At 65.7% G+C, this 19,895-nt stretch carries 16 protein-coding genes, 3 tRNA genes and 1 pseudogene; 10 read left to right on the top strand and 10 right to left on the bottom strand.

Annotated features, from left to right (window positions below; all coding sequences use genetic code 11):
- Positions 1-20 precede the first annotated feature (20 nt).
- Together QWI33_RS16850 and QWI33_RS16845 are read left to right on the top strand one after the other, a co-directional pair.
- Positions 21-2,582 carry a sensor histidine kinase gene (locus QWI33_RS16850; protein WP_289958301.1) on the top strand — a complete coding sequence of 854 codons (2,562 nt, stop codon included), beginning with the start codon at positions 21-23 and terminating at the stop codon, positions 2,580-2,582.
- Positions 2,579-3,253 carry a response regulator gene (locus QWI33_RS16845; protein ID WP_353895479.1) on the top strand — a complete coding sequence of 225 codons (675 nt, stop codon included), beginning with the start codon at positions 2,579-2,581 and terminating at the stop codon, positions 3,251-3,253. The genes QWI33_RS16850 and QWI33_RS16845 overlap by 4 nt, the downstream gene beginning before the upstream one ends.
- Positions 3,254-3,274: 21 nt before the next feature.
- Here QWI33_RS16845 and QWI33_RS16840 read toward each other — a convergent pair whose 3' ends face one another.
- The 5 genes from QWI33_RS16840 to QWI33_RS16820 all read right to left on the bottom strand — a co-directional run bounded on the left by QWI33_RS16840 (position 3,275) and on the right by QWI33_RS16820 (position 7,704).
- The gene (locus tag QWI33_RS16840; RefSeq protein WP_289958299.1) at positions 3,275-3,760 is read right to left on the bottom strand and encodes a GbsR/MarR family transcriptional regulator; all 486 of its coding nucleotides are present in this window, start codon (positions 3,758-3,760) and stop codon (positions 3,275-3,277) included.
- A gap of 79 nt (positions 3,761-3,839) precedes the next feature.
- Positions 3,840-4,373, bottom strand: coding sequence for a hypothetical protein (locus QWI33_RS16835; protein ID WP_289958298.1), 534 nt, complete (start codon positions 4,371-4,373; stop codon positions 3,840-3,842).
- Between the two features lie 136 nt (positions 4,374-4,509).
- Entirely contained in the window at positions 4,510-5,877 is a 1,368-nt protein-coding gene (locus QWI33_RS16830) for a TrkH family potassium uptake protein (protein ID WP_289958297.1), read from the bottom strand.
- A 142-nt stretch (positions 5,878-6,019) separates the two neighbouring features.
- Positions 6,020-7,180, bottom strand: a complete 1,161-nt coding sequence (locus tag QWI33_RS16825; RefSeq protein WP_289958296.1) for an FAD-dependent monooxygenase — start codon at positions 7,178-7,180, stop codon at positions 6,020-6,022.
- The gene (locus tag QWI33_RS16820) at positions 7,177-7,704 is read right to left on the bottom strand and encodes a GbsR/MarR family transcriptional regulator (protein WP_289958295.1); all 528 of its coding nucleotides are present in this window, start codon (positions 7,702-7,704) and stop codon (positions 7,177-7,179) included. Before QWI33_RS16820 ends, QWI33_RS16825 begins: the two co-directional genes overlap by 4 nt.
- A 235-nt stretch (positions 7,705-7,939) precedes the next feature.
- Between QWI33_RS16820 and nhaA the strand changes: the two genes are divergently transcribed.
- Together nhaA and QWI33_RS16810 are read left to right on the top strand one after the other, a co-directional pair.
- Entirely contained in the window at positions 7,940-9,304 is a 1,365-nt protein-coding gene (gene nhaA / locus QWI33_RS16815) for a Na+/H+ antiporter NhaA (RefSeq protein WP_289958294.1), read from the top strand.
- A gap of 180 nt (positions 9,305-9,484) precedes the next feature.
- Positions 9,485-9,817, top strand: coding sequence for a glycine-rich domain-containing protein (locus QWI33_RS16810; RefSeq protein WP_289958293.1), 333 nt, complete (start codon positions 9,485-9,487; stop codon positions 9,815-9,817).
- Positions 9,818-9,821: 4 nt separating this feature from the next.
- Here QWI33_RS16810 and QWI33_RS16805 read toward each other — a convergent pair whose 3' ends face one another.
- Both QWI33_RS16805 and QWI33_RS16800 read right to left on the bottom strand, forming a co-directional pair.
- Positions 9,822-10,976 carry a hypothetical protein gene (locus QWI33_RS16805; protein ID WP_289958292.1) on the bottom strand — a complete coding sequence of 385 codons (1,155 nt, stop codon included), beginning with the start codon at positions 10,974-10,976 and terminating at the stop codon, positions 9,822-9,824.
- Between the two features lie 73 nt (positions 10,977-11,049).
- Positions 11,050-11,123 (bottom strand) — tRNA-Leu (locus QWI33_RS16800).
- Between the two features lie 690 nt (positions 11,124-11,813).
- Here QWI33_RS16800 and QWI33_RS16795 point away from each other — a divergent pair.
- Entirely contained in the window at positions 11,814-13,124 is a 1,311-nt protein-coding gene (locus QWI33_RS16795; protein WP_289958291.1) for a hypothetical protein, read from the top strand.
- A gap of 198 nt (positions 13,125-13,322) precedes the next feature.
- Positions 13,323-13,877 (top strand): annotated as a pseudogene (locus QWI33_RS29420) (zinc-ribbon domain-containing protein); the annotation flags it as partial.
- Positions 13,878-13,922: 45 nt separating this feature from the next.
- Here QWI33_RS29420 and QWI33_RS16790 read toward each other — a convergent pair.
- Entirely contained in the window at positions 13,923-14,138 is a 216-nt protein-coding gene (locus QWI33_RS16790) for a hypothetical protein (protein WP_289958290.1), read from the bottom strand.
- Positions 14,139-14,243: 105 nt separating this feature from the next.
- Between QWI33_RS16790 and QWI33_RS29415 the strand changes: the two genes are divergently transcribed.
- From QWI33_RS29415 to QWI33_RS16780, 3 genes are all read left to right on the top strand, one after another.
- Entirely contained in the window at positions 14,244-15,728 is a 1,485-nt protein-coding gene (locus QWI33_RS29415) for a zinc-ribbon domain-containing protein (protein WP_353895499.1), read from the top strand.
- A 206-nt stretch (positions 15,729-15,934) separates the two neighbouring features.
- Complete coding sequence (locus QWI33_RS16785) at positions 15,935-16,447, top strand: DddA-like double-stranded DNA deaminase toxin (protein WP_289958289.1); 513 nt, start codon at positions 15,935-15,937, stop codon at positions 16,445-16,447.
- Positions 16,440-18,233, top strand: a complete 1,794-nt coding sequence (locus tag QWI33_RS16780) for a pentapeptide repeat-containing protein (protein WP_289958288.1) — start codon at positions 16,440-16,442, stop codon at positions 18,231-18,233. The genes QWI33_RS16785 and QWI33_RS16780 overlap by 8 nt, the downstream gene beginning before the upstream one ends.
- 313 nt (positions 18,234-18,546) lie before the next feature.
- On the opposite strand, the gene QWI33_RS16775 is transcribed toward QWI33_RS16780, so the two are convergent.
- Positions 18,547-18,623, bottom strand: a tRNA-Leu gene (locus tag QWI33_RS16775).
- 214 nt (positions 18,624-18,837) lie between these two features.
- Positions 18,838-18,911 (bottom strand) — tRNA-Leu (locus tag QWI33_RS16770).
- A 320-nt stretch (positions 18,912-19,231) separates the two neighbouring features.
- On the opposite strand from QWI33_RS16770, the gene QWI33_RS16765 reads away from it, so the two are divergent.
- Positions 19,232-19,849: an ANTAR domain-containing response regulator gene (locus QWI33_RS16765; protein WP_270113239.1), complete on the top strand. Its 618-nt coding sequence runs from the start codon at positions 19,232-19,234 to the stop codon at positions 19,847-19,849.
- The last annotated feature ends 46 nt before the right edge of the window (positions 19,850-19,895 follow it).

Below are 19,895 nucleotides of genomic sequence, written 5' to 3'. Positions count from 1 at the left end.
CGAGAGGATTCATCAGCACTGTGGCTACGACACGTGGACAACTCCGGATCTATCTCGGGGCCGCACCCGGCGTCGGGAAGACCTTCGCCGCGCTCGAAGAGGCCCACCGCCGTGCCGCCCGCGGGACCGACGTCGTCATCGGCTTCGTCGAGACCCACGGGCGGCCCTCGACCGCCGAGCTGATCGGCGACCTCGAGGTGATTCCGCGGCGGACGATCGAGTACCGCGGTTCGTCCTTCGAGGAGTTCGACGTCGACGCCGTCATTGCCCGTGCCCCGGCAGTGGCGCTCGTCGACGAGCTCGCGCACACCAACGTGCCCGGCTCACGCCACGAGAAGCGCTGGCAGGACATCGACGAACTCCTCGAAGCCGGCATCGACGTCATCTCGACGGTCAACGTCCAGCACCTCGAATCCCTCAACGACGTCGTCGCCGCCATCACCGGTGTGCCGCAACGCGAGACCGTCCCGGACGAGGTCGTGCGCCGCGCCGAACAGGTCGAACTCGCCGACATCACCCCCGAGGCACTGCGCCGGCGCATGGTTCACGGCAATATCTACCCGCCGGAGAAAGTGGACGCGGCGTTGTCGAACTACTTCCGCGTCGGCAACCTGACGGCCCTGCGCGAGATCGCGCTGCTGTGGTTGGCCGACAAGGTCGAGGATCAGCTGGAGCAGTACCGGACCGACCAGGACATCACCGACATGTGGGAGTCCAAAGAGCGCGTCGTCGTCGCGCTGTCGGGCGGCGACGAGGGCGACACCCTCATTCGCCGCGCCGCCCGCATCGCCGCCCGCTCAGGCGGTGCGGACCTCAGAGCGGTGTACATCGCTTCGGGCGACGGGCTTACCAGCGCCCGCGCCGCCCGCAACCTCGCCCAGCAGCGGAACCTCGTCGAAGACCTCGGAGGCTCCTACCACCAGGTGGTGGGCGATGCGATCCCTGAAGCGCTGCTGGAGTTCGCGCGCGGGGTGAACGCGACGCAGCTCGTACTCGGGGCCTCCCGGCGCGGGCGCTTCGCGCAGGCGATCTCCCGCGGCGTCGGCGTGACCACGACGGCGAAGTCGGGCCCGATCGACGTCCACCTGGTCACGCACGAGCATGTGGCGAATGTCCGGCGTTCGCGCCCGGGCCGCGGACTCATCGGCACCGGCCGACGCCGCCTCGGCATGCTCCTCGCGGTCGTCGGCATTCCAGCGCTCGTGGCGGCCCTGACCCCATTCCACGAAGAACTCTCGTTGACCACGATGATCCTCATCGTCCTCACCGCCGTCATGGGGCTGACCCTCGCCGGCGGCATGTGGCCCGCCCTCTTGGCCGCGCTGCTGGGGTTCTTCCTGCTGAACTTCTTCTTCACCGTCCCGTACTACACGTTCAAGGTCAACGACCAGGAGCAGCTGATCGCCCTGTTCATCTTCGTCGCGCTGGCGCTCGGCGGGGCTGCGGTCGTGAACCTGTCGGCCGCGCGGGCACGCCTGGCGGCGCGGGCCAGTGCGGAGGCGCAGACCCTCGCCACCCTCGCCGGGAACGTGCTCCGCGGCGGCAACCGCCTCGACGACCTCCTTGAACAACTGCGGGAGACGTTCGGCCTGGACTCGGTGACGCTGCTGGAGCGGACCGAGCCGGGCGCGGGACCCGACGAGCGGCACGAGGCCAAGTCCTGGCGGCCGGTCGCGTGCGCTGGAGAGGCGCGCGCGAATCCCGGCGACGCGGACAACGACATCCCCATCAACGACGATCTCGCGCTCGCGCTGCAGGGGCACATGCTCGAGGCGGCGGACCGGCGAATCGCGCAGGCGTTCGCCATGCATGCGGCCGCCGCGCTGGAGCGCGAGCGTCTGGAGCATCAGGCCAAGGCGGTGCAGCGGCTGACGGACGCGGACAAGCTGCGGACCGCGCTGCTGGCAGCGGTCTCGCACGATCTCAGGACGCCACTCGCGTCGGTGCGTGTCGCGGTCTCCAGCCTGAAAGCCAGCGAGAATCTGTTCACACCCGCAGAGCGGCAGGAGCTACTGGACTCTGCCGAGCAGTCACTGGCGCAGCTGACGAGCCTGGTGGACAACCTGCTGGACATGAGTCGCCTCCAGGCGGGCGTGCTCGGTGCGAACTCGGTGCCGATCGCACTCGACGAAGCAGTGCCGACCGCCTTGGACGAACTGGGCGAGCAGGCTGCTGACGTGCGGCTCAACATCCCCGTGGACCTGCCCGAAGTAGCGGCCGATCCGGGCCTCTTGCAGCGGATCCTGGTGAACGTCATCGCCAACGCCCTGCGGTTCAGTCCGGAGGACCAGCCGCCGCAGCTGGTGGCGGGCGCGCATGGGCGAACGGTGGAACTGCGGGTGATCGACCGGGGCCCGGGCGTCCCCGACGAGGACCACGAGACGATGTTCCGCCCGTTCCAGCGACTCGGCGACCGCGACAACACGACCGGAGTCGGACTAGGACTCGCGCTCTCGCGGGGCCTGGCCGAGGCCATGGGCGGCACACTCCTGCCCGAGGCGACCCCCGGCGGAGGCCTGACGATGGTGCTGGCGCTGCTACGACTCGAGGACCACCGCGAGAACGAGAGCGGGGACAAATGATCAGGGTGCTGGTAGTCGACGACGAGCCGCAGATCCTCCGGGCGCTGCGCATCAACCTGACCGCCCACGGCTACGAGGTGGCCACTGCCGATACCGGCACCGAAGCACTGCGCAAGGGCGCGGAGGTCAAACCGGATCTCATCCTGCTCGACCTCGGACTGCCCGATATGGACGGTCGGGAGGTGGTCGAGGGCGTGCGCGTCTGGTCCAAGACGCCGATCTTCATCCTGTCGGGCCGCGCGGCCAGCGCCGAGAAGATCGCCGCCCTGGACGCGGGCGCGGACGACTACGTGACGAAACCGTTCGACATCGGCGAACTCCTCGCGCGTGTACGCGCCGCGACGCGACGCGTGGGCCCTGGCAACGAATCGCCGATCACGGTGATCGGTTCGGCCACTGTCGATATCGCCGCAAAGAGGGTCGACCGTGAAGGGGAGGAGATCCACCTGACCCGCACCGAGTGGCAGATCCTGCAGATCCTGCTGCGCAATCCGGGGAAGCTCGTCAGTCAGCACGAACTGCTCCACCGGGTCTGGGGTCCGAAGTACGACACCGAGACCCACTATCTGCGCCAGTACATGGCCCAGCTCCGCCGCAAACTGGAAGCCAATCCTCCCAGGCCGGTGCACTTCCTGACCGAGCCGGGCATGGGCTACCGCTTCCGCCCCTAGAGGACACAGAGACTCAGTCGCTCAGGCTCGCTCGGTCTCCCAGCGGTCCATGAGCGCGGGGAGCTCCTTGGCGAGCCAGGAGAAGAACTCGTGCATGTCGCGCAGGCGCTCGCTCCGCTCGGGCGGTGCGTCCTCGAACAGGGCGAGGCCGCGGGCAGTCACCTGGGTGAAGACCGCGTACTGGCCGCTCTGCTGCTTGATCAGGTCGGCCATCGCGCCGGATCGGATGGTGTAGAAGTCGCCGCGCACTCCCGGTTTGGAGGTCTTGCCGACCCACCCTGCGGTGGTCAGAAATTTCAATGCGGTGGAAATTGAACCTTTGGATGCCTGGAGGGCCTCGGCGATCTGCCCGAACGTCTGAGCGGGTGGGTCGCACACCAGGAGCCAGGCCATGACACGGCCGGTCATGCGGACCAGCCCGAGGCGTTCCATGGCGAGTGCGAAGTCCTCGACGAACGCGAGTGTCTGGGGGTCGGCGCCGGTGGCCGCTTGGTCGGGGTCGGACATGGGTTCAGTATCCCTTCCTTCATCGGTGAACGTGAAAAGCGGGGTGAACCGGCTTGCGGGTTCACCCCGCTCGGGCGCTTCAAGCCTCGGCCGCCTGCTTCTCGACGTTCCGATCCGGGTAGAGCGGGATCTTGCGCCACTTGGCGAAACCTATGGTGAGGGCGTTGATGACCAGGAGGGCGATGGCGTAGATCGGGACGACGTGCATGAAGCCGGCGAAGTCGGTGTTGACCCACACCCAGGCGGCCTTGTAGGCGACGCCGACGTTGACGACCCACAAGCCGATCCCGATCGAGTGGCGCCAGAAGGCCCACACGAGGCCGCCGAGGAAGATCGGGATAGTGCCGAGGCTGATCACGGTCTGCCAGCTGGGCTGGGCGAACAGCTCGGCCTCCATGTCGAGGATGGCCTGTGCGGCCGGGTCCACTTCGGCCGGTTCCGGGAACCAGAAGAAGCTCGAGAGCATTGCGACTATCGAGAGGCTCATCCACCAGCCTTGGCGGCGCCAGGCGAAGAGCGCGATGGGGATGAAGAACAGCGGGCGGATGTACCAGCTGATGGGGTTGAGGTGGCGGGGCCAGGCCCATTCGAAGAACTCGGTGACCAGTTCCATGACGTGCTCCTTCCGGGGAACCGCACTCACGAAGTTCCGCAAGTACAATAAGTTCAGTAAATATTGAACTTACAGAACCGTCAAGAAATCATTCATGGAGTGTGGGTGCGGTCACGCGAGCGCATGGGTCCGACGCCTAGCCGACCAGCGGGCGCTCCTCGGGGAAGGAGTAGAGACGGTGCCGACTGCGCAGCGCGAGCGCGGTCGCGAGCGAGACGATGCCGACCCTGCCGGCGAACATGAGAACGATCATCACCAGTTGGCTGAACGGCGGCAGCGCGGCGGTGATGCCGGTCGACAGGCCCACGGTCGCGAACGCCGAGATCGACTCGAACAGCACCTGATCCAAGGAGAACTCGGTCTCGATCATGACCAGCGCGGTCCCGACCGCGACGATCGCGACGCCCAAGAGTGCCACGGTCAGTGCCTGGCGCTGTGTCGAACCGGGGATCTTGCGGCCGAACACCGCGACGTCGGGTTCGCCCCGGATCTCCGACCAGATGACCACCGCCAGCAGCACGAATGTGGTGACCTTGATGCCGCCGGCGGTGCTGGAGGAGCCGCCGCCGATGAACATCAGTGCGTCGGTGACCATCCACGTCTCATGTGTCAGGTCGGCCATCGGGAGGTTGTTGAAGCCCGCCGTGCGGGGCATGGCGCCCGCGACGAACGCCGCCCAGAGCTTCTCGCCGACGTTCATCGGCCCGAGCGTGGCCGGGTTGGTCCACTCGAAGACCGCGTAGGCGGCGAAGCCCACGGCCAAGAGGACCCCGGTGGTCACCATCGTCAGTTTGGTGTGCACCGACCAGCCCGGGATGGGTCGGCGGCGCCGGTCGCCGCGCATCGCGCGCGTCAGGCGGGATTTGCGCAGCACTTCCACGATCACGGGAAATCCGATGCCGCCGATGATCAATGCCGCGGTCACCGGGGCCGTCACGAACGGATCGGTCACCCACTGCATGAGGCTGTCGGCCTCGAGGCCGAACCCGGCGTTGTTGAACGAGGAGACCGAGTGGAAGACCCCGTACCACAGCGCCTTCCCGACCGGGAAGTCGTAGTAGTAGCGGAACCGCAGGAACAACGCCAATGCCACGACCGCCTCGACGGACACGGTGATCACTGCGACTCGCCGCACGACCGCGCCGATGTCGCCCAGGCTCAACGCCTGGTTCTCGCTCGCCGCCAGCAGGCGGTTGCTCAACCGCATCCGCCCCACGGTCAGAATTCCCAACAAGGTCGCGGCCGTGATGATGCCGAAACCGCCGACTTGGATGAGCACCGTGATGACGGCTTCGCCGAATCCGGACCAGTAGGTCGAGGTGTCGACGACGACCAGCCCGGTCACGCACACCGCCGACACCGACGTGAACAGCGCCGTCAACGGCGGCGCGGCCTCCGGGGTCTCGGTGGACACCGGCAGCATGAGCAGTCCCGCCCCAGCGAGGATGAACGCCAGGAAGGCCAGGGGCACCAGTCGCGCCGGATGTCGCAGAGCTCGTCTCACAAGCGCTGATTATGCTCGGCCGCCTTTTCCCTGACGCGCGAACCGTGATGACGTAAACCACCAGCTAGATGCAGTCGGCGCGCTTGGATATGCCGCCGAGGGGAAGCGTCAAGAAAACATATGGATTTACGAAGGTCCGGTGTTAGCGGCCGGGCAGGGCGGGAGGCTGCCAACCCCAGAGGCGATCGAGCGCCTGCGCAGAGACCTTGGCGAACACCGCCGGCGTCATGAGCCGCAACGTCAGTGACAGAAGGCGCCGGTTCAGCGCGCTGCCCATGAGCGCGTCGTGGCCGTTCTTATGGGCGGCTTTCGCTACCCACTGCGCGCGCGGTCGCCGTTCCCGGTCATATCGCGCGAGCGCCGTTACCGCATCGCGGGTCTCGGCGAGGGCCGCGGCCAGTACGACGGCGTCCTCGATCGCCATGCCCGCACCCTGACCCAGATCCGGACTCATCGGATGCGCCGCATCGCCCAGCAACGCGATGCGGCCGTTCACGAAAGTCGGCAAGGGGGCATGGTCGAGATCGGTGATGTCGTGGTGCAGCACCCGATCGACCGGCGTCGCGTCCAGGAGTCCGTGGACCAGGCCATGCCAGTCGGCGACCCGCTCGCGGACCGCTTCCCGCTCGTCCGGATACCGGACACGGGGGGCCTCCGCCTGGGCGCCGAGCGCCCAGTAGACCCGGCTCCGGGTCAGCGGCATCGTCAAGAAGTACCGGTCCGCGCCGAGGGTCATGCATCCCTCATTCGCGGCCAGGTCGAGGTCGGCGATGCCGCGCCAGACGGTGTAGTTCCAGAACGCGGGATCGGGCGTGTCCGGCCACAGGAGTCTGCGGGCGGTGCTGTGGACGCCGTCAGCGGCGACGACCAGGTCGGCGCTGAACGTCTCGGACTCGGTCTGGACTTCGGCCTGCTCCGCGTTCTGCGCGAAGCCGGTCACTTTCATTCCTGTCCGGATCGACTCCGGCGGAACGGCATCGCGGAGTACGCCATGCAGGTCCGCGCGATGGAAGCCCAGCAGCGGATGCGGGCCCCCCGAGGGGGCGCGCATCAGATGACCGCCTGAGGGGTCGCGGAGGTTGGTCGTGGCGAAGAACGGCGTCCCCGCTGCACGCGCCCGGTCACCGACACCGAGCGCGTCCAACGCGCGCAGGGCGTTGGGCGCCTGCGACATCCCGGCCCCGATCTCGCCCACTTCGGGCGAGCGCTCCAGCACGGTCACGTCCCAGCCGATGCGGCGCAGGCCGATCGCAGCGGCCAGCCCGCCGATGCCCGCTCCAACGACAATTGCCGAACCGCTCATCGCTTGTCTCCCTTGCGCTCAGGTGGCGGGGCTTGTTCGAAGACCTCGGCCATCCAGTCGAAAACGTTCTGCGCTTCGCGCACGCGGTCGGCGCGTGTGCTTTCAGTGCCCAGTAGTGTCAGGCCGTCGGCGGCGACCTCGCGGAATGACACGAGTGAGGCGATCTGGCGGCGCACCACCGTTTCCCAAGCGCCGTCCCTGAGTCGGTAGTAGCCCGTGCGTTCGCCCGGCCGCGTCCGCCGCTCGATGAATCCGACGGTCATCAGCACGCGCATGTTCGTCGTCAGTGATGCCCGGCTGGCCCCGATCGCCTCGCTGATCTGGCCGGCCGACTGCTCGGCGGGCTCGCAGACCATCAGCCAGCCGAGCACCCGTCCCGCGATTGGCGGCACTCCGTCGTTCGCGAGGAACATCGCGACCCGCTCAACCCAGTCGAGCAGCTCATCATGCGAGGGCGCATCACCCTCGGAGGGCTGCTTCAAAGACGATTCACTACTTACATCATGTGCCATGAATTTCAGCATAAACTGTAATTCGGATTGACACAAGAACCCCCGCCCGAGCGGGCCCGCTACCGGCTCGGGGCCAAGCGCTTCTGCCGATGCCGCTGATGCGCAGCGCGATGGAGTAATCCCACGCGATACCACCGGTAACCGACGGTGTCGGGGCGGCGATGCGTCTGGGGTAGGGTGTGGCCTGGTGTGCCGGGAAGTCTGGTCGGCGGGAAATGATCCTGCCCTCTGATCGGAGTTCCTGCCCGTGCAGTCCACGAAAGAGCCCTGGACCTCGCCGTTGTGGCGTTCGCGCCCGGCGTTCCTCTATTCCAGCAAGCCGCTCGCCCGTTTCGTCGGGCGCCCGGCCGCCGCGTTCCTCCATATCGAGCCCGCTTCGGGGATCGTGCTGCTGGCGTGCGCGGTCATCGCGATGGTCTGGGCGAACTCGCCGTGGGCCGCCTCGTACGAGTGGTTGTGGGGCCTGGACATCAGCCTGCACATCGGCGGTTTCGAGCTGTACCACTCGCTGCGCGACTGGATCAACGACGGGCTCATGGCGATCTTCTTCTTCGTGGTGGGCATGGAGATCAAGAGCGAGATCGTCTCCGGTGAACTGCGGAGCCTCCGCAACGCGGTCGCCCCGATCGCGGGCGCGATCGGCGGCATGGCCGTCCCCGCGATCATCTACGCGGCGTTCAACGCCGGCGGCGCGGGCGCCGGCGGCTGGGGTGTCCCGATGGCCACCGACATCGCGTTCGCCGTCGGTGTTCTCGCCCTGTTCGGATCCCGGATCCCCGCGGCGGCAAGGGTGTTCCTCCTTACGCTCGCAATTGTGGACGACCTGGGCGCGATCGCGGTGATCGCTGTGTTCTACACCGAGGAGGTCTCGATGGGCTGGCTCGCCGCGGCCGGGGTCATCCTGGTGATCGCGATCGGGCTGCGCCTGCTCAACGTCTGGTCCGCGCCGGTCTACCTCGTCGTCGGCACCGCGCTGTGGTTGGCGATGCTCGAATCCGGTGTCCACGCCACCATCGCGGGCGTCATCATGGGCCTGATCATCGCCGCCAAGCCCCTGTTCGATCCGGCCGCCGCGCACGCCCGGGCCCAGGAGCTGGCCAAGGAAGGGCTCACGGCAGAGGAGACCGAGCAGGTCGTGCGGTTGCGCCGCGACGCGCTCGCGCCGACCGACCGGCTCCAGGCGGCCAACCACCCGTTCTCCTCGTTCGTGGTGCTCCCGCTGTTCGCGCTCGCCAACGCCGGGGTGGTGCTCTCAGGCGACCTGCTCGCCACGGCCGCGACGTCGGCGGTCACCCTCGGCATCGTCCTCGGGCTCGTGCTGGGCAAGACGGTCGGCATCACGCTCGCGACGTGGATCGCGGTGAAGACGGGCGCGGGCCGCCTGCCGACCGGCACGAGCTGGCCGCTGCTGGTCGGCATCGCGGCGGTCGCCGGGATCGGGTTCACGGTGGCGCTGTTCATCACCGAGCTCGCCTTCCGCGGTGAAGGCACCGAGCTGCTGACTGCCGAGGCGAAGATCGGCGTGCTCGCCGGGTCCCTCATCGCCGCGCTCCTGGGCGCCGGGCTCGTCGCCCTCACTGCTCCGAAAGCCCAACGTACGCAAGCTACGTGACCGAATAGCAGCTCCGCTTGACAGGTCCTGACCGGACGACAATCCCGAGGAGCGAACCAGTCGCCCACGTTACGGTTGAGGGGAGCATGAGGAGGCCGAGATGTTCCTGAAACGACGCCCCCGCAGACCGGCCGGGAGCTCATCGATCCGGCACTGTTCGAGCGGCTGTGCCGCAGGATCGTGCTCGACTACGGTCGGGACGAACGCACTGCCGCGCGAATCATGGACCAGGCGCTGGCGTTCGTCGCCGCGTGCGCGAACGCGCCCCGGCCGCTCGCGCCCTCGGCGGAGGTCGACCTCGGTTGGCACACGTTCCTCTTGTACACCAACGAGTACGCCGACTTCTGCGAGCGCATCGGGGGCCGGTTCATCCACCACCGCCCCGATGACGATCCGACCGCACCGGTCGGGGCCGAACCGCCTGCGGCCACGGCCGCGATGATCGGACGACTGGGCTTCCAAGTCGACCTCGCGCTTTGGGCTGCGCCGAGCCGCCCCGGCGCAGAGGGCTGAGGGCTCATACGCCGCCGCAGCCACCGGCATCCCCGCCGCCGCCGACGCCTCCGCTTCCATACCACACATGGCTCGTCGGCTGCGGCTCGATTCCTGAAGAGCGCGTTCCGCGGCCGTTCCAGCCGTAGGCGACTTCGAAGTCATACCCGTAGAACGCCTTCCAGAGAGAGGCGAAGCCGCTCGGCAGATCGTGCTCCGCGTCGAGATCCTTCCAGAGTTCGGCGAGCTCCCGATCGCAGTGCTCGACGGAGGCCCGGTCCCAGACCACTTCGAGGGTCTCCCCGCTCGCTTCGGTCGTCAGGTGCCGCCGGCCTAGGTCAGGCAGGTGCACGAGCTGGTGAGCGTCCCCCATGTAGTCCACTTCCGAAGCGTCCCAGTACTTCGGTATCGGGCGGTCCGGCAACGCGTCCACATGGTAGACGTGAATTCGGTGTCCGTCGTTGACGACCAGCCAGACGCGTTGGTTCGCCCACCGCAGCAGCCGCTCCGAGGGGTCGGCTAGAGAGGCGGGCGCCCCGCACCGGGCGTCCTCGATGTCTTCGAGCACTGGCGCATACGCATCGCCGGCCTCGTTCAACCGCTCCATCGCGCGGCGCTGCGCGGGGACCGCTCTCGCGATGCGGTCCGCATGCGAAGGCTTCCGATAATCGAGCAGTGCGGCTTCTGCGGCCCATTCACTTAGGTCCGCCAAAATCTGACGCTCCTGAGACAGGTACTCCTCGGCGGCCGAGAGCCAGCCCCGCAATCGCTCGATCGGTTGCGGCAACCAGCCAGTGAAGCGAGGTCGCAGACCGAAGGGCTCGCGCCTCAGGAGATCGTCCGCGTCGTGCGAGCGCTCGATCGGAACCTGCGGGAACGGGATCCCGAAGAGGATGGGCCGACGCGACTCGGCAAGCACGCTACGGCAGCACCAGCGAGTGTTGACTTCGAAATACATCACATAGACAATGGGATGGCGTGACTTGAGATGCCACTTGGTGGTGGCGCGGCCGGCGTACCAGCTGCCCTCGATGAGGCGTGCCTCCGGCCCTTCGAGCGTTTCGCGAAGGAGCGGCAGGTCACTCATGAACTGGTCGGGGCTGCTCGGAAGATACGAGGGGAACCCGCAGAGATCGCGGCGTCGCTTCCGGGAGAGACGCAGGGCGAGGGGGGCGTTCATACCGTAAGCATGGCAGCGCCGCAAGGAGAACGGGTCCCCAACGGCCACCTACGGAAACGCAGTAAACGTAGGGTGCCCTACCTGGGATTCGAACCCAGACTGTGCGGGTTTTGAGTCCGCTCTCTCTGCCAGTTGGAGTAGTAGGGCCGTACCGGTGGTCTGGCCGGAAGCGATGCTACCTACAGACCACGGAGGTTCGGAAGGGTCTGGTGGCGGTCGTGGCCGGGGGAGGAGCGGGGTGTTCACGCGGAGATCGTCTCGGCGTTGAGCTCGTTGCCGTCCCTGTCGTACGTCGCCTGGACAAGGAAAGAAGAGTCGTGTTCGCCAGTTCAGGGGCGTATGGGTCTGTGACATGACCCGGGCAGGAGCCGAACCCACGCGCCTTGCAGCCTGAGGCGGACCTCAGTACTGAGGTCGATAACAGGAGATCTTCTTGAATCGGGCCTGGTCACAGCATGTCAGGGCCGTCTGGCGAGCGCGTGTGGGTTCGTAACCTTCACCGCCACTGAACTGGGTTTGCGGCCGGGGCGGAGAGGACGTGGTAGAGAACCTCCAGATGACGTGACCGCGCTGTTGCAGCTGAGGGGCGCGCAAACGGCCGTGCAGCTATCGGTAGTCGCGTGCCCCAACGGCAGCAGTGCTTCTCAACATGGTGCGACACGATGTGCGACGGTGGTCCTTCGAACGGATGAATCCGCGCGGTGCGTGACCGATCTGCCCGACATCAGTCGCTGGTGGACACTGACTCAAGTGCATGGCCTATACGGTCCATGTACAGCGTCCCACTCCGCTGCACCCCGCCCCTCCACCCCGCCGCGCGGGAGCCAGGAGTGCCCGATGTCCATGCCAAACCCGTCCGCCCGGCCCTTCTTCGATCTTCCGCCAGTGCGGATCCTCGTCGTGCTCGGCGTGGTCTACGTCCTTGCTGGTGCCTTGTACGCCATGGCCTCGATCCCGAACCTGCTTGTGATCATTGCCCGCATCGATAGCGGGCCGACCTACGTGGACCGTTCGCTCGCGTTCCTTCGGGAAACTGCCGGGCAGTGGGCGGACGCCCTGACGATCGCTTCCTACAGCGGCACCGGCCGCCTGTGTCTCCAGCTCGCGCTGTTCGCGCTGCCGCTGATGTGGATCGCGGCGCTCATCCGCTCCGCCCGTGCACGCAGCCCGCGACCGATCCAGATCACCGTCCTCGCCGGCCTGCTCGGGCTCATCGGTATCCCCATCGCCGCCTGGATCGGCTGGCTCCTGTGGGCGGCGTGGCGTATCGCCGGGTACGTCATGGACTTCATCGCCTGGATCGCACCATGGGTGACGCGGATCCTCTTGTGGATCCTTGTCGCCGTCATGGTCGTCGCCGCCATCGCCGCTGTCGTCTACATCGGGAGGATCCTCGTCAGACTCATCCTCGCGCTGACGCAAGGCCGACGCTGGATCGGTGCGCTTCTCGTCGTAGCTGCTGTAGCGGTGGTCGCCGGTGTGCTCGCCGCAGGTTGGCTTGACGGGCTTCTCGCCCTCATCGCGCACGCCTTCGCTGTGGCCTGGGCAGGTCTGGTCGCGGGCATCGAATGGATTGTCGCCCTCGTCGCCCCCGTGTTCGGGTTCATCGGCCGCGTTATCGCCGTCGTCGCGGTGTTTCTGGTAGCCGCCGGTCTGTTCACGGCACTGTTCGGGCAGATCGGCCGCATCGTGTGCCTGCCGGTCGCCGCTGCGGTCAATGCCGGTGCCACCCAAGGCAAAAGCGCCGACCTTGCCGCCGGTGTCGGTGTCGCGGGCTCCATGGTAGCGACCGCTGCCGTGCTCGACCCGACCTTCGGACACTGGTTCGCAGTTACCTGGAAGGTCACGCCCGTCTTCACGCATCTGCCGGTCCCGACTGGCATCTACGCGTTCCTCATCCCCGATTCAGCCGAAACGCTGCTCCGTCCTGCGTTCACCGGGTTCGCGTCGTTCCTGGACGTCGGATTGCTGCTGCTGTTGATGGTGATCGGCACGTTCAGCCTGCTGTTCTCCGTGAAGACGTGGCAACCGGGCGCTCGCGGGACCCTGTGGGTGCCCGTCATGCTCGGCGTAGGTCTCGCCATCGCCGCCGCACTGTTCCTCATTGCGATCCTGCTGTTCGCGGCATTGAACCGCGGCGACGATTGAGGGTGGCCGGGCCGGTGCTTGGTGGGCGAAACGGCCAGGCCCTCCACTCGCGACATAGGTGCCGGCGGGGGCGACGCGAGCCGCATCTGGCCGCTCGCCGGGCATGGCGATATGGAACGCCCACCAAAACCCCAGCATGATCCGTCATAACAGGGTTCGTGTTTGCCTACTGTGCCCGAGGAACCCCCCTAGCCTTGTATGCATTCTCGTTCAGGTCGATCTCCGCCGCTCGGTCGCGACGTCGAGGTAATCCTCTGCGTCGCCGCCGAGAAGCGCGAAATGCCAGATGTCGTACCCATGCTCTACGGTGTCGCCATGGCAGACCCACGAGCCCGCCGCCCGAACCTCGCGCTGGACAACCCCGCCTTGGCAGCACAATGGCACCCGGTTAAGAACGGGGACATGACGCCAGCTGACATACCCGCCTGTTGGAACGCGAAAGCTTGGTGGACCTGCCCCGAGTGCGCACATGAATGGGAAGCGTACGTCTCCAACCGGAACAAATCGGTCAACCCACGGGGATGCCCGCAATGCGCAAGTCGGGCACGATTCGGCTTCCGCAATCCTCCCCCGGGGAGAAGCCTTGCCGACGTCCGCCCCGATGTCGCCGCTGAATGGCACCCGACCCGTAACGGGGGCCTCGCCCCAACCGACATTCTTCCCGCAGTGTCCAAACGATCCATATGGTGGCAGTGCCCGCGAGGTCATGAATGGCAGACCTCCCCGGCAATGCGGACTGGCCAGAACACACGCTGCCCCAAATGCATTCCGCAAGGCACGTCTCGGTTTGAAATCGAACTATTTCATGAACTCCGCGCAGCCGGGTGCCCCGTCGTGCACGACCTGCGACTTCCTGAAGGAAGCCGGTGGCGTCAGGTCGACATTGCAGTCCCCGAATGGCACCTTGCCGTCGAGTTCGACGGGCACCTGTACCACCGAACCAGTCAAACGCGTGACAGCGAGAAGACCGCGCACCTGATCGCTCTCGGATGGACGGTCGTTCGCGTCCGTCAAGGTCTTGAGGCTCTCACTGACCAGGACCTAGGCATCACAATCACCGCTACTGTCCTGGAGACGGCGCATCTCCTGCTCGCGCACCTGGCCAGCCTCGGGTATCCCGTGAACGCTGGAGAATACTTGGCGGCCAGGATTCGCCTGGGTGCAGATGCCGCTGCCGCCGACTACGAGTGCCGCGTGCAGCGTTCGCTGGCGACCGACCATCCCGAACTAGTTTGTGACTGGGATATTGCCGCTAACGGGACAGGGCCCGAGGCGTATGGGTCCGGTGCACAAGAGCGAGTGTGGTGGCGCTGCCACTCCTGCGGACACCAATGGCAAGCCGCGGTCGCCGGCCGCGCGAACGGTTCCGGGCCTGGCTGCGCGACCTGCAAGCAAGCGAAGCGGAAACAGCCGAAACCGCCGCCGCCGGGGCAGAGCCTCACGGACCGGCACCCGGCGATCAGCGCTGAAGTGGCCGCGGACTTGAACGAGGGCCGCACCGGCGCGGACTTCATGCCCGCATCACAGTGGAAGATCTGGTGGCGGTGCGCGCGCGGGCACACCTGGGTCCAGAAAGTGGCCGACCGGACCATCAAAGGCGCCGGCTGCAAGGAATGCCGGAAGCTGGACGCGCCCCTGCGGTACCGCCCGGCCGAGTTCGAAGACTCCCTCGCGGCGGATCCGGAAATCGCCGCCGCGTGGCACCCGACGCGCAACGAAGGGCGCACACCCCGGGATTACAAGATCACGAGTGACTACCGCGTGTGGTGGCAATGCCCAGACTGCGGACGTGAGTGGGAGTCGTCGGTTCGCAGCCGCACCAAGCAGCGAGGAGGCTGCCGCACATGCGTGTTCGCTGACAAACGCGGGCATCGGACTCCACCGCCAGGTGGATCGGCCGCCGAACTGTTCCCGAGAATCGTGCCCAACTGGCATCCAACCAAGAACGGCGAGCTCACCCCATGGAACCTCGTCCCTGCAGCGAACGTCACCGTGCACTGGTTGTGCGAGCGCGGGCACGAGACCTCGTCGCTCCTGTCGTCCCGAACGACCGGGGGCGCCTCCTGCCCCGAATGCGAACGGCAGGACCGGTGGGCCATCTACCATGCTGAACGGGCACACGTCGCATCGTTCGCCGCGGCCCGACCCGACCTCATCGACCAGTGGGACCGCGAAGCGAACCCTAAAGGGCCTGAGGAGGTCCGCAAGGAGTCGCGAACCTTGGTGTGGTGGCGGTGCCCGACATGCAGACACCGGTGGCAGGCGTCCCCAGTCGCACGTTCGCGAGCGGAAGGAACTGGATGCCGTTCTTGCATTCTCAAAACCCGTCACGAATCGAACTCGGCGGCCCCGGGACACAGCCTCGCAGATAGGTTCCCTGAGATTGCTGCAGAGTTCGCGGCCGACTTGAACGGCGACTGGACCCCGGAGCGGCTGCGCCCGTTCTCGAACCGGGTCATGTGGTGGCGGTGCACGAAGGGACACGAATGGGAAGCGGCCGTTAACCGGCGAACCGGCAGAGGAACTGACTGCCCGCAATGCCGAGGATCCCGTGTCCCGAAGTCACCACCGGAAGACCGACACTTCCAAACGACCCTCTGGTGACCGGGCTGGCATAGTACTGCGTTTGGCTTTCCTGTCTGGGGCGCGGATCGGTGCGCGAAGTCGGCGAGTTCTTCAACCGCTGCGCGCGATGGCCCCGGAGAGTCTCCGCCGCCCTCAATCTTGCCCCTAGGTGCCGCCGCAGACTGTGCTTTTCAGCGGGTGGGCCGAATCTCGTAGGATGTCATTCCCCGAGGGTTGGAGCCAGGATGGCAAGTGTTGACGAGGCGTCCGGAGCGGCCGGCGCATCCTCGGCACCGTCCTACGACCCGAAGGCCCGTGATCCTGCTCGCGTGGAGGCGATTCGGCGCGAAGGTTGGCCCCGCAACGTGAAGGGGCGCACGTCCGCCCTGGGTCTGCTGTACGACGGGGCCGGAAAGCCGGTGTTGCGCCAACCGTTGAGGCCGTTGAGCGGCGACCGCGTCTATGACACACCGGACCTGAAAGACGAATGGCGGCTGCGCGAGGTCGCGACTTCGTGGCATATCGAAGGCGGCGTCGCGGCGTACATGCGCAAGACGACAACTATGGTCATGACCCTGTGGTTGAACATCCCCACTTGCGGCGGCTACCGCCGGCCCGACCCCAACGGGTGCCATGAGAACTTGCCAAAGGTCCTGCCGCCGGGGTATACCCTCCACGTTCGGGTGGAAGGCGAAGATGGCAGCTACCAGCTCAACACGTACCGAGGGACTGGAGAGGCGTTGAAGCGCAGTGAATGATTACGAGCGCTACATCGTGACCACCGATGCGGTGCAGCTCGCCGAGCTGCGCGCGGCGGCCGATGAACTCGACACATATGAGCTCGGTGCGCGTGCTATGAGCCTTGGTCTGTTCCCGCCGGACTACGCCGAAGGCGAGCACCACAGCATCACCCTGTACGGACCTCCCGGGCACAAAGGGCCGCCGCTGCTGGTGTGGAGCGTCGGCCTGTACTCGCCAGACGCCGAGGACCTGTACGTGGACGACGACGAAGGCCAAGGTGATGATGGCGGCGTTGATACTGCTTGGGCCGGGCTCGGCGTCGGCATCGCAGCCTCAGCGCAAGGTGACAAGGATGACGAGGTCGGGTCCGGCCCGCGAGTGACGGCGGACCCTCCAATCACTAGGTCCGACAAGGGCGCAGCGTTGAATCATGATCAACCGCCACCTCTGGACAAGATTCGCCTACTCCCTTGGTGGGTAGCGTTGGCAGCGGTCTGCGCGGTTCTCGTCACTATCGTAGTCACATATGTTCTTGTCCTGTTTCAAATACCCGATGCAACACAGTCTGATGAGACTTTTGTCATCGAGACGGCGAAATTGCGGATATCTGCCATTCGCTACGCATTGACGGCAGGGGCAGGTGCCGTCGGCATCTTGGCGCTCCTTCTGGCTTTCCATCGCCAGCGCCAAGGGGAAAGGCAGCAACAACATAAAGAACTCGAGTCGGCGTCAATGCAAAATGACGCCCAACAGCGACGGATTACGGAGCTGCGCATCAAGGCTGTCGAGCAGCTTGGGTCCGAAAGTCCCGCAGTCCGAATAGGCGGTCTTCACAATCTTGAAAGACTCGGTGACCTTCACCCGGAACTTCGACAGATTGTTCTCGATGAAATCTGCGCGTATCTAAGGATGCCTCGCGTAAGAAGCGAGGTCGAGAAACAATCCCGTCTAGAGGAATTTCAGCTAGCAATCATCGGCAGTACTTCATCTGAAGAACAACACGTTCGACTCGTGGCCCAAGAGATTCTCCAACGCCACCTCAATCAACGTAAGCATCCCGGAGGCTTCTGGGAGCATACTCGAATGAATCTCTCTGGGGCAGTTCTTGATCGTATTGATTTCAATGGAGCCGAGCTGCGAAATGCGGATTTCGCACAGGCGAAATTTATCGGAAGGCCAAATTTTGAAGAAACTAGATTCGTAGGGAATGTCGTCTTTACCGAAGCTAAGTTCATGGCTGGTGCAAACTTCTTTAAGGCCATCTTTGAGGGAAGCGCACAATATCAACGAGTCGAATTTCTTCAAAGTGCCGTGTTCAGCTGGGCGCACTTCAGGCAAGATGCACTCTTCATGTACGGTTCGTTCGGGCAAGATGCTGAGTTCACCGGCGTCGAGTTCGACGGAAGATCGTACTTCAACTCGACTAGGTTTGAGACTAGCGCATCATTCAAAAATGCGCGGTTTGATGCAATCGCTTCTTTCCATTCGGCACGAGTAAAGAGTGTGGCAACCTTTGAAAATGTAGAATTCGAGAGTCACGCGACCTTCATGGAAGTGTATTTTGGTAGCGAGGCTAGATTCAAGAATGCAAAATTCACCGCAAGTGCAGACACAAGCTTCAATAAGACTGTGTTCTGTGAGAGGTCTGATTTCGAAAATACGTCTCTCCGTGAGTCTGAAATCTTCAGCCAGGCCCGCTTCAACCGGCTATACACACATACCCCCCCCAGTGGATGGAATATGCTCACAGGTACGGAGGACCCCGCATGGGGTTCGATCCAGATGTCTGAGTCTCCCCGCTGAGGAGTTGGTGGTCTCCTGGAGATTCACGAAGGCCTCGGTGCTGCTGCCGGTGCTCGCGTCCCACGCGCAGTTGTGGGAGGCACCGAGGCCGCTAATCAGTGCCGCCGCGCGCGATGCAAGTATCGAGCTCCAGAGGGACCCCCTTGCTCGAAACCGAGTTCGAGGACCTGTTTGCTTGGCTCGACCCGCCAACCCTGCCAAGCTGACTGGATGGGAGCTCCGATCCTAATATCGGACGGCGCTCGAATTGCGGGCCGCGGCCGGGCGTATTCTCCCGCTGGTCGAGCTCGGGTTGGACCGCCTTTGCTGAGTTTGGTGCCCTACCTGGGATTCGAACCCAGACTGTGCGGGTTTTGAGTCCGCTCTCTCTGCCAGTTGGAGTAGTAGGGCCGGTACAGTTGGCCTGGCCGGGGAGCGATGCTACCTGCAGGCCACGGATGTCCGAGGAGTCTGGTGGCGGTCGTGGCCGGGGGAGGAGCGGGAGGTTCACGTTGAGGTCACCTCGGCGGTGAGCTCGTTGCCGTCCCGGTCGTATGTCGCCTGGAGCAGGAAACTCGGGGTGGAGTCGTGTTCGGCCAGTTCGGGGGCGTACGGGTCTGTGACATGACCCGGGTGGGATTCGAACCCACACTGTACGGGTTTTGAATCCGTCTTCTCTGCCAGTTGGAATACCGGGCCGAGGCACCGGGCAGTGCGCCGGAGCCGGTGTAGATGATACCCGGTGCGGGGCGGGCGGCCGCGAACCGGTCCGAGTGGGCCGCTAGGCGGCAGCGGAAGAAAGCGGCCCGGTGGGATTCGAACCCACACCGTACGGGTTTCGAGCCCGTCCTCCCGGTCGGCCCGAGGCGGGTTGCCCCGCTCACGTTTCGGTTCCAACGTCCGAAACGCTCGGCATAGGAACGTGCGGGCCCGAAGCGCGGCGGCTAAGCTAGCGTCCTGGTGTGCCTGAAACGACGCACGCCCCTACGTCCATTCGCGCACGAAAGGTACGGACCCGCATGACGAGCAAGGCCGCCGAGGAGCCGCGCAAGCGCGTGCTCATCGCCGAAGACGAGGGGCTCATCCGCCTCGACCTGGCCGAGATGCTCACCGAGGAAGGCTATGAGGTCGTAGCCGAGGCCGCCGACGGTGAAGCCGCCGTCCGCCTCGCCGAGGAGCACCAGCCCGACCTGGTCATCTGCGACATCCAGATGCCGATCATGGACGGCCTCCAAGCCGCGGAGAAGATCGTCTCCGCGCGCATCGCGCCGGTCGTGATCCTCACCGCCTTCTCCCAGCGCGACCTCATCAGCCGGGCCACGTCCGCCGGCGCCATGGCCTATCTCGTGAAGCCCTTCCAGAAGTCCGACCTGGTCCCGGCCATCGAGCTCTCCCTCACCCGCTTCGCCGAGATGACCGCCCTTGAGAAGGAGGTCGCGAACCTCACCGAGCGCCTCGAGGTCCGCAAGCTCGTCGACCGCGCCAAGGGCCTGCTCATGACCCAGTACGGCATGCCCGAGCCCGACGCGTTCCGCTGGATCCAGCGCGCCGCGATGGACCACCGCCTCTCGATGCGCGCCGTCGCCGAGCGCGTCATCGCCGAAGCCGAGCAGAAGGAAGCCCAGGAAGCCGAGTAGGCCTCCCGAACTTCACGGCCCGCGGACCCCACCGTCCGCGGGCCGT

This window comes from Glycomyces tritici, from assembly GCF_030403505.1.
The sequence above is the reverse complement of the archived record's forward strand: the minus strand, read 5'-3'. Positions and strand labels throughout refer to the sequence as shown.